Genomic DNA, 9,965 nt, shown 5'->3' on the forward strand with positions numbered 1-9,965 from the left:
TTTAAAAGCATTATAATTGATTTAACTTTCCCTTGTCAGGGAAAGTTAAATCAATTATTTGTTAATATTTTTGAGGTTTTGACATGAAAGGAAGTGTAAAGTCGTTGTTGGGTTTATTGGCAATATCGTTAATTACCCCCTCTTTTTCTGCGCACGGAAATGTATTTACTCCTGAAGCTGTTGGGTATGAGATAGTAATCGATAAAGCATCAGCTAATGCATTGCGAGCACAGTCGCAGCCAAGAAATCTTGTTTGGTATCCTTGCCTGTTAGGTTCGTTTTGGGATGAACAAAAGCAAGAGTGCGTGGGAAATGCAGTTGCGCTAACTTGGAGTGATGCGCAAGAATATATTGATAAGTTTGTGAATGCTAAAAAAGTGGGTGGATATAGCGATTGGCGATTGCCTACTATTTATGAATTATCGCTTCAAAGGAGTTGTAAAACGAAAGATGTAGAAAAGTCAGGTGTGGGCGATGATAGGGCGGTATATAAGGATGTGGGTTGGCTGGAACAACAAACAGGTGAGTCGATTTTAACGGAGAACGGAAGAGAGTATTTGACAAAAATTGTTACAATGAAAATCCCTGATAATCTTGGAGGTTATGTTGATGTGCCTAAACGATGCACTCCCGGTTATAGTAGAATAGGAGGGAGAGCATCTGATTTATGGGCGTTAAATAGAGATGGTGAAGGAGTGTGGTACGTTGAAAAAACCATTTATGAAGGTGATTTGCTAAAACAAACAATGAATCCAAATCTTAGATTGCGTGCAAGAATCGTACGTTCGGATGTAAAACCTGTTTTGAGTAAAGAACAGCATGAACCATTGCCAAGTCTTGAAGAGCAATAAAAGCAAAGATTGCTAAATCAGCTCGCATCACCGGTTATTCATAGACAGAAGTTGTGATTGGAATGGAGAATAACTGCAATGCCAAAAAATATTTACTTTATCCGCACGGATATTGAAGCCATCTCTCAAGGCTGTGTGGGATATGGTTGAGGCGCATTGGATTTTTCTGCGCACGGCAGTTTAACGAGTTTACTGACTGCATGGAAAAATCTCCCCGACAATGATCATCTTAATTGGCAGCAAGAACGTCAAATAATCGCATTTTATCAATTGAGAATGGGCGATATTGTCATTGCTGTTGATAGAGTTGACAATGTGTTTATTGGCAAGGTTTTGGGTGCTAAACTGTATCAGGCGGGCTTGGCGGATTCTTTGATTGAAAATTTGGTTGGTGTAGATTTCATTAAAAATAGCGACGGTGAACCGAAAAGGTTTTCAAGAATGCTTTTTGGTGAAAAACTCAACGATAGATTAAAATCAGCACGCATGACCATCACAGATCTCGATAATTTTAGGGATGAGATAATTGCCAAATTAAATTATCTTGAAATGATTGGTGATGGCAATCTTGATGAAGCTATGCTAGAAAAGTTGGCGGTTTTATGCGATAAGCAATCCAAGTATGCTTTGGCAACAAAAGAGAGCTTTGATGGACTGGTTGAGCAAATGTTAAAATTGCTATAAATTGGCAAATGATTGTCAGCACCTTATTTAAAGACCCCTGCCAAGAGATTGGTGGGGGTTTTTGTTGTGTGTGCCACTTAAAACAGTTGCATTTATCTTGTCGCTATGGCAAAATGGGATAAATCATTATTTTGTTAGTTTATGTTAAAAGGGAGTTTTATGAAAGCGCAACAAGGATTTACCATGATTGAGCTGATGATTGTCATTGTAATCATCGGTGTTTTGGCACTTTTTGCCATTCCGCAATTTCAAAATCGCACCGCCAGCGCGCAGGTGAGTCGCGTGGTGATGGAAACCAGCCAACTGCGTAGCGCTGTAGACATTTGCTTATTGCAAGGTAGTGATGGCACTTCATGTGCGCTTGGTTGGACAAAAAGCAATCTGATTGCTGATGATGGTAATCCGCCTGTAGCATCAGCCAATAATCCAGAGACCAAACAATCTGGCTTGGTGGTAACATTTGGTACAGATACTAATCCATCAACCATTGAAGCGACGCTGGGCGATGATGCGGCAGCGGTTTTAAGAAATAAGAAAATCCTATGGGAGCGAAGTCCTGAAGGTGCTTGGAGTTGCACTACAGATGTTGGTGAAGAATATCGCACCAAGGGCTGCGATGAAGAGATAGGTTCTCAACCTTAACCCAAATAAACACTTTCTTTTACGATAAAAATTTGCTATAATACGGCGTCCATGTTTGACATGGGCGTTTTTATTCATTAACAACACTACACACACGAATGGGCTTAAATAAGCATGAGCATCAGGGTGTCGTTCGGTTTGATTAATTTACCAAATGGTAAATGCGTGCCGAATGATTTGATGTTTGATTTCGTGGAGGCGTAACCCAACTTTTTAGGAATGATTATGTCAAATTCTACTCAAGTTTCTATGCGTGATCTGCTTGAAGCAGGTGCTCACTTCGGCCACCAAACTCGTTTTTGGAACCCAAAAATGAACCAATACATCTTTGGTGCGCGCAACAAAATTCACATCATCAACCTTGAGCATACTGTTAAGCAATTCAACGAAGCGCTAAACTTTGCTAACCAGCAAGCTGCAAACCGCAACAAAATCCTATTCGTAGGTACTAAGCGTGCAGCAAGCGCGGTAATCCGTGAGCAAGCGCAACGTGCTGGTATGCCTTATATTGATCATCGCTGGTTGGGCGGTACTTTGACTAACTGGAAAACCATCCGTCAGTCAATCACTCGCCTAAAAGAGCTAGAAAAGCAAGCTGAAGACGGTACTTTTGCTAAGCTAACCAAGCGTGAAGCGCTAGAGCGTACTCGCGACATGGAAAAACTTGAGCGCGCATTGGGCGGCATCAAGGACATGGGCGGCTTGCCAGATGCGATTTTTGTGATTGACGTAGATCACGAAGCCATCGCTATCAAAGAAGCGAAAAACCTTGGTATTCCTGTAATTGGTATCGTAGATACCAACTCAAACCCTGACAATGTAGACTATGTAATCGCTGCAAACGACGACGCAATCCGTGCCGTAACTTTGTACGCAACTGCTATGGCAGACGCTATCATCGCAGGTAAAGAGTACGCCAAAACTCAAGGCGGCGCTAAAGCAGAAAACGCTGAAGCAGCAGAATAATCGCCAAGCGTAGGCAAGGGGCATGATGGTTTAGCGTTCTGGCAATGGCTGGTATTCTAAATTATTGTGCCTTTTTTAATTAAATTTCCTATTATTTGCATAATGACTGCAGGCCCGCCATCAGACGGTCATAAATCGGTGCTAAAATCGCTACAAATGCAGTGCACCAAATGCAAAACTTATTATCATTGTTAACACACAAGGTATTTTTCATGTCTCAAATTTCTGCAAAATTGGTTAAAGAACTTCGCGATCGTACTGGTCTTGGTATGATGGAGTGCAAAAAAGCACTTGAAGAAGCGAACGGCGACATCGAACTTGCGATTGACAACCTGCGTAAATCAGGTCAAGCAAAAGCTGCTAAAAAAGCTGGTAACATCGCTGCTGACGGCGCAATCATCATCGCTCAAGCTGCTGGCAAAGCATTGCTACTAGAAGTGAACTGCCAAACTGACTTTGTGGCAAAAGACGCAAACTTCACTGAATTTGCTAATAAAGTTGCTGAACTTGCGTTGGCAAACAACACCACTGACGTAGCTGCAATTTCTGCATTGCCTTATGGCGATGGCGCAAGCGTAGAAGAAGCGCGCGTTGCTTTGGTTCAAAAAATCGGTGAAAACATCCAAGTTCGCCGCGCTGAAGTAATCGAAGGCGCTAACCTAGCGGCATACCGTCACGGCTTGCGTATCGGTGTTGTGGTTTCTTATGAAGGCGGCAGCGAAGAAGTGGGCAAAGCAGTAGCAATGCAAGTGGCTGCATTCAACCCAATTGCTGTGAACGAAGAAGGCGTACCTGCTGACATCTTGGCTCGCGAAAAAGACATCATTGAAGCCAAAGCCAAAGAATCTGGCAAGCCAGAAGCTGTGATTGAAAAAATGATCACTGGCGGCCTACAAAAATATCTGAACGAAGTAACTTTGGTGAACCAACCATACGTTATGGACAACGATAAGAAAGTGGGCGACGTACTTAAATCAGAAGGTGCTACCGTGGTAAGCTTCAAGCGTCTTGAAGTGGGCGAAGGCATTGAGAAGAAACAAGAAGACTTCGCTGCTGAAGTAGCTGCTGCGCAGGCTGCCGCTGCTCAGTAAGAAATTTCTAAACAGGCATACAAACCTGACTTTTTGAATTGTAATAAGTTGGGTGTTATGGGGCTGAATTTGGTATTGTGCTAAATTCAGTCCTTTTAATTTTTTAGATTTGCCATTGTCGTGATAGTTAATGTATTGCGGAAGGTTTAATCAGGCTGTGCCAGTTTTAAGGCTTTCTATTGCAAGGTCTTCTACCTTAAGGCGAATGTTTGTTTTAGCTGTGCTTATATTGGATATTACCCACTTATTATTAATTGCTTAAAATTTGCCTTATTGTGTATCAACCCAACAATCATGACTTTTCGTTAAAAAATTCATAATTTTTTGTACGAAATGATTGGCAAGTGATAAAAAATAGTGTATTTTATGAAGTGTATTTTTTAATTTAACTTGTAAGTCGCAAGTTTACCCTGATGTGCTGTTGCGCTGTCAAGACTTGCCGATTTATCACAAACGATGTTGATTTGACTATAAATTTAGGATTTTATCTAGGGCTAGCAAACCGATAAACTGACAAGATGTCAAACCAGCAAGACGCTCAATTCAACCCACCAACCACAAGGAAAAGGATCGCCATGACCGCAAAAACTTTCACCACACCAAAAGACAGACCTTGGGTAAAAACCTACGCCGAAGAAGGCTTGCAGATTGATTTGACGCTGCCTGACGATGTCAATTCTTTGGTGGATATGTTTGAAAACTTTGGCAAGCATGGCGATAAAATCGCATTTACTTGCATGGATAAATCCATCACTTATCGTGAACTTGACCAATACAGCCGCCAAATCGCTGCTTATTTGCAGTCGCTGGGCTTGGTGAAGGGCGATAAAGTGGCGGTGATGATGCCAAATATCTTGCAGTACCCAATCGCCATGATGGGCGTGGTGCGTGCAGGACTAACTTTGGTAAACGTCAATCCTTTGTACACCAGCCACGAACTAGAGCATCAGCTCAATGACAGCGAAGCCAAGGCGCTATTCATCGTGGAAAACTTTGCCCACACCTTTGAAAAAGTGCAAAACAAAGGACAGGTAAAGCACGTCATCGTTACGTCTTTGGGTGATATGCTTGGCTTTAAAGGAATCATCGTCAATGCGGTGGTGCGCTACGTCAAAAAAATGGTGCCAGCGTGGAATATTCCAAATCACGTTACGTTTAAAGACGCGCTCAATAAAGTGCCAGCAAGCAATTATCAGCGCCCACAGCTTAGCCTTGATGACATTGCGGTGCTGCAATACACAGGCGGCACGACGGGCGTGGCAAAAGGCGCAATGCTCACGCACGCCAACTTGGTGGCAAACGTTGAGCAGTGCATGACTTTTGTCAGTAAGATTTTTAGCGGTAATGAGGCGCACGGTCAGTACATCGCCACAGCCCTGCCTTTGTATCATATTTTTTCGTTCACGGTATCGCTTTTGGGTGCGAAAATGGGCTTTTCTATGCTGCTCATCACCAATCCGCGCGATTTAAATGCCGTAACTAAAGACTTTGGCAAATATCGCCCAGCGTTTTTCCCTGCGGTGAATACGCTGTTTAATGCGCTGGCACACCACGATGGTTTCCGTGCGCTTGACCATAGCAACTTAAGACTGTCTTTGGGTGGCGGTATGTCGGTGCTGTCAAATACAGCGGCTGAATGGGAAAAATTGACAGGCAATTACATCGTGGAAGGCTACGGCTTGTCTGAGACTGCGCCTGTACTTACCCTAAATCCACCGGGGCAATACACAGGCAAAATTGGCTTGCCATTTCCAGCTACGGACATTCTAATTTTGGACGATGACGGCAATGAAGTACCGCTTGGCGAAGCGGGCGAGATTTGTGCCAAAGGCCCGCAAGTGATGAAAGGCTACTGGAAGCGCGATGATGAGACTGCTAAAGTGATGACTAAAGATGGCTATTTTCGCACGGGCGACATCGGCGTGATGGACGAGCGTGGATTTATTAAAATCGTTGATCGTAAAAAAGACATGGTGCTGGTGTCTGGCTTTAACGTCTATCCAAACGAAGTGGAAGATGTGATGACGGCGCACCCAAAAGTGCTGGAATGTGGCGTGATTGGCGTGCCTGATGAGCATAGCGGTGAAGCGGTGAAAATTTTCATCGTCAAAAAAGACGCAAGTTTGACTGAGCAAGAAGTCAAGGCATGGGCAAAAGAAAACCTAACTGGCTACAAGCGTCCGAAATCGATCGAGTTCATTGATGAGCTGCCAAAATCAAACGTAGGCAAGATTTTGCGTAAAGATTTGCGTAAATTAGAAGCTGATAAAGCGTAAATTTGCCAAGTTTGCGTTTTGTGGCTTGCCAAATTAACAAAAGCTGCAAAGCGGATAAGCCCTGCAAAATTGGCAAAACGCCATAAAGTTGGCAAAATGCTGTGAAATTGACAAACGCCTTGAAATTTTCAGGGCGTTTGTTTTAATTTTCGTCAAAAATTTGCTACAATGGCGCACAAGTATGCGCTGTGTTTGGTAAATTTACCGCTGTGCTATATTTGATAATTTTTAACCACAAACCACTTTTGATAGGCAATTTCATGCGATCGTACAACCGCCAAGCTGACCAAATGCGTCCCATTTCTTTTACTCGCAATTATCTAATGCACCCAGAAGGCTCGGTGCTGGTATGCTATGGCAACACCAAAGTCATCGTAACCGCAAGCGTAGAAATGGGCGTGCCACGCTGGCTAAAAGGGCAGGGCAAAGGCTGGGTAACGGCAGAATACGGCATGATGCCACGCGCCACAGGCACACGCACTCAGCGAGAAGCCGCTAAGGGCAAGCAATCTGGACGCACCCAAGAAATTCAGCGTCTGATTGGGCGTTCGCTGCGTGCGATGATTGACTTGGAAAAACTGGGCGAGATTACCATTGTCGTGGACTGCGATGTCATTCAGGCAGATGGTGGCACACGCACGGCAAGTATTTCTGGGGCGGCAGTGGCGCTCATTGATGCGCTGGAATGGCTGCAGCGTAATAAAAAATTGAGCCAAGACCCTTTGATTGGGCTGGTGGCGGCGGTGTCTGTGGGCATGAAAGACGGCAAGGCGCTGCTTGATTTGGATTATGCCGAAGATTCGTCTTGCGATACCGATTTGAACGTGGTGATGTCGCAGGCAGGCGGATTTATTGAAATTCAAGGTACAGCCGAGCAAAAGCCATTCACGCGCGCAGAATCTGAAACCATGCTAAGCTATGCCGAAAAAGGCATTGAACAAATCATCAAAGCGCAGCAGGCGGCTTTGGGTTGGTAAGTTGTTAAAACTCATCGGTATAATCGCCAAAAATAAGGACATATCATGATAAAAGTGCTGGACGATGGCGTGCAAATCACGCTGGCAGGCGGTGAGAGCGATTCGCTGTTTATGTGGTCTATCGTCATGCTGATGCTGGCGGTGGCAACAGCGGTGGCGTGCTTTACCTTGCCTGTGCCTTATGCTATCGGTGCGGTGGCGTGTTTGGCGGTGCTGATGTATTTTTTTAATGCCAAGAAAAATGCGGTAAAAAGTGCGCGTCATCACAGCGCAGGCGTGCTGACGCTAAAAAATCGCCACATTAACATCAATGGCGCAGGCATGGCATTGAGCGAACAGGCGCAAATCATCGCCACGGCAAAGACGCTCACCGTCAGTGATCGTGGCATCAGCCATCAGTTTTCAGGGTTTGGCGATGCCAGAGAAATTGACATCGCTAAGCAAGTGCTGGAAGGACGCGCCATCGCCAAGCGAGAAAAGGCGATTTCTTTGCAAAGTTCCACCCAAAACAGCGATGAGTGATTTGATGGTTTTGCTTCATTTGTCAGCTGTAAATCTAAATCAAAAATTCACCGTCAATCCCTAAAATTTAACAAAACGAAAAGCCGTCAACATTAGGGCGGTTTTTATTTGGAAAAATGCGCTTGCAAAGCTATTGAAATAAGGTTTGATTAAGTGGTTAAAACGGCTTAATCACCACAAGCAGCACCACGCCAATTAAGATAAATACTGGAATTTCGTTAAACCAACGCCAAAAAACGTGGCTTTTTAGGTGTGGATTGTCCGCAAGACGCAGGCGAAAGCATCCGCACGCCACATGATACACCGTCAAAAGCACGACCAGCGTCAGTTTGGCGTGCAGCCAGCCTTGCGAAAGGTAGCCTTGCCAATTCATTGCTACCATGCTAAGCCCCAAAATCCACGTCGCCATCATTGCAGGATTCATGATGCCACGATACAGCTTGCGCTCCATTAGTGCAAAGCGTTCTTGGCTTATGCGATCATCGCTCATGGCGTGGTACACAAACAGGCGCGGCAAATAAAAAATGCCAGCGAACCAGCAGACCATCGCCACGATGTGTAGGGATTTTAGAAGTAAAAAAGTCATGATTTGGATAAATTGGCTAAATTAAATGGGCTGGTGGCATTAGTGCCAGCCTGATGCAACAAAACCCCAGCAAATTGGCAAGCAATCCACTTGGGGTTTGGCGAGTGGTCTTTGCATGGCGTGCATGAATCAGACCTAAAAATGGTGGGCCCACACAGACTCGAACTGTGGACCAAGGGATTATGAGTCCCCTGCTCTAACCGACTGAGCTATAGGCCCAAAAAAAATTATCCAATAATTACAACAACTTATTGAATGTTTATATTGTACATCAATCAAAAAATGATTGCAAATATTTCTAGTAGACGCATAGTAGACCACATAGAAATGTTGTATAATATCGCTATTTGTTGCAATATGGCGATATTATACACAATGACGAGCAAAAACAAAAGAGTTAGACTCACAAAAAATTTGATTGAGTCTCTCCCTGCTGACCCCGCCATTTACCGAGACAGTGATTTGATTGGTTTTGCGGTGCGTGTGCAAAAAACTTACAAAACTTACATCGTTGAGAAAAAAGTCAATGGACGAGCCGTCCGCCACACACTCGGCATCGTTGGACAGCTCACATTGCCCCAAGCTCGCCAAAAAGCATCGGAAACACTGGCACTGATGGGGCAGGGTATTAACCCCAACGACCAAAAACGGCAAGAACAAAAAGCCCACGAGCATGAGCGAGAATTAAACCGCCAGCACCCCACCTTATCTGATGCCTACAATGCTTTTTTGAGTGAACGAGCATTAAAGGCAAACACCCTCCATGATTATAACAAAGTCATAACAAAATATCTGGCGGACTGGCAAGACAAAAAACTTGCCGACATCACAAGAAAAATGGTGCAAGATAAACACAAATCCTTGACCGAAAATAGCCCAGCACAGGCAAATATGGCAATGCGAGTCTTTCGGGCGGTGTATAATTTTGCCGTTGAGCATTATCTTGATGATGACGAAAACCCGCTACTGCCCGCCATATCACCCACCAAAACTTTGACCGCAAAAAAGGCGTGGAATAAAATCAAACGCAAAAAGACTTACATCAACGAAGACAAAATGCCTGATTGGGTCAAGGCGGTGGTAGAATTTGAAAATCGTGGGCAATCATTGGAAACGAACAAAGATTTTTTATTAACTCTCATATTGACAGGATTTAGGCGGAGCGAATGCGAAAGCATCGCATGGTCGGCAATCGATTTAAAATATGGTTTTATCCACCCCGCCGTAAAACCACGTCCTTTAGGGCGTGGATATAAGGCGGTGTGCAAGCCTTAATGTGGTGTGTTTTGTTGTTCAATGTATTGTCTGATAATTTCAATGGGTGCTCCACCACAAGACCCAGCAAAATAGCTTGGTGACCACAATGCACC

General features: G+C 44.2%; 11 protein-coding genes and 1 tRNA gene. 9 read left to right on the forward strand and 3 right to left on the reverse strand.

What is annotated here, in order from left to right:
- Positions 1-83 precede the first annotated feature (83 nt).
- The 8 genes from B0181_RS10045 to B0181_RS10080 all read left to right on the forward strand — a co-directional run bounded on the left by B0181_RS10045 (position 84) and on the right by B0181_RS10080 (position 8,009).
- Entirely contained in the window at positions 84-851 is a 768-nt protein-coding gene (locus B0181_RS10045) for an Lcl domain-containing protein (protein WP_078277366.1), read from the forward strand.
- 156 nt (positions 852-1,007) lie between these two features.
- Positions 1,008-1,535, forward strand: coding sequence for a hypothetical protein (locus tag B0181_RS10050; RefSeq protein ID WP_133141540.1), 528 nt, complete (start codon positions 1,008-1,010; stop codon positions 1,533-1,535).
- Positions 1,536-1,694: 159 nt separating this feature from the next.
- Positions 1,695-2,177: a pilin gene (locus B0181_RS10055; RefSeq protein WP_078277368.1), complete on the forward strand. Its 483-nt coding sequence runs from the start codon at positions 1,695-1,697 to the stop codon at positions 2,175-2,177.
- A gap of 219 nt (positions 2,178-2,396) precedes the next feature.
- The gene (rpsB, locus tag B0181_RS10060) at positions 2,397-3,143 is read left to right on the forward strand and encodes a 30S ribosomal protein S2 (protein ID WP_078277369.1); all 747 of its coding nucleotides are present in this window, start codon (positions 2,397-2,399) and stop codon (positions 3,141-3,143) included.
- Positions 3,144-3,355: 212 nt separating this feature from the next.
- A complete protein-coding gene (gene tsf / locus B0181_RS10065) occupies positions 3,356-4,234 on the forward strand; it encodes a translation elongation factor Ts (RefSeq protein ID WP_078277370.1) in 879 nt (292 codons plus the stop codon).
- A 575-nt stretch (positions 4,235-4,809) separates the two neighbouring features.
- The gene (locus B0181_RS10070) at positions 4,810-6,510 is read left to right on the forward strand and encodes an AMP-binding protein (protein ID WP_078277371.1); all 1,701 of its coding nucleotides are present in this window, start codon (positions 4,810-4,812) and stop codon (positions 6,508-6,510) included.
- Positions 6,511-6,770: 260 nt separating this feature from the next.
- On the forward strand, positions 6,771-7,487 hold the full coding sequence (rph, locus tag B0181_RS10075; protein WP_078277372.1) for a ribonuclease PH: 717 nt from the start codon (positions 6,771-6,773) through the stop codon (positions 7,485-7,487).
- 45 nt (positions 7,488-7,532) lie between these two features.
- Complete coding sequence (locus B0181_RS10080; RefSeq protein ID WP_078277373.1) at positions 7,533-8,009, forward strand: hypothetical protein; 477 nt, start codon at positions 7,533-7,535, stop codon at positions 8,007-8,009.
- A gap of 157 nt (positions 8,010-8,166) precedes the next feature.
- Here the strand turns inward: B0181_RS10080 and hemJ are convergent, their stop codons facing one another.
- Together hemJ and B0181_RS10090 are read right to left on the reverse strand one after the other, a co-directional pair.
- Positions 8,167-8,595: a protoporphyrinogen oxidase HemJ gene (hemJ, locus tag B0181_RS10085; protein WP_078277374.1), complete on the reverse strand. Its 429-nt coding sequence runs from the start codon at positions 8,593-8,595 to the stop codon at positions 8,167-8,169.
- Between the two features lie 142 nt (positions 8,596-8,737).
- Positions 8,738-8,814: transfer RNA gene (locus B0181_RS10090), tRNA-Ile, on the reverse strand.
- A gap of 195 nt (positions 8,815-9,009) precedes the next feature.
- On the opposite strand from B0181_RS10090, the gene B0181_RS10095 reads away from it, so the two are divergent.
- On the forward strand, positions 9,010-9,870 hold the full coding sequence (locus B0181_RS10095; protein WP_245953294.1) for an integrase arm-type DNA-binding domain-containing protein: 861 nt from the start codon (positions 9,010-9,012) through the stop codon (positions 9,868-9,870).
- Here the strand turns inward: B0181_RS10095 and B0181_RS10100 are convergent.
- Positions 9,867-9,965: transposase (locus B0181_RS10100; RefSeq protein ID WP_211276082.1), on the reverse strand; the 99-nt coding region annotated here is incomplete at its 5' end. The genes B0181_RS10095 and B0181_RS10100 overlap by 4 nt on opposite strands.

The organism is Moraxella caviae, assembly GCF_002014985.1.
GTDB classification, from domain to species: Bacteria; Pseudomonadota; Gammaproteobacteria; order Pseudomonadales; family Moraxellaceae; genus Moraxella; species Moraxella caviae.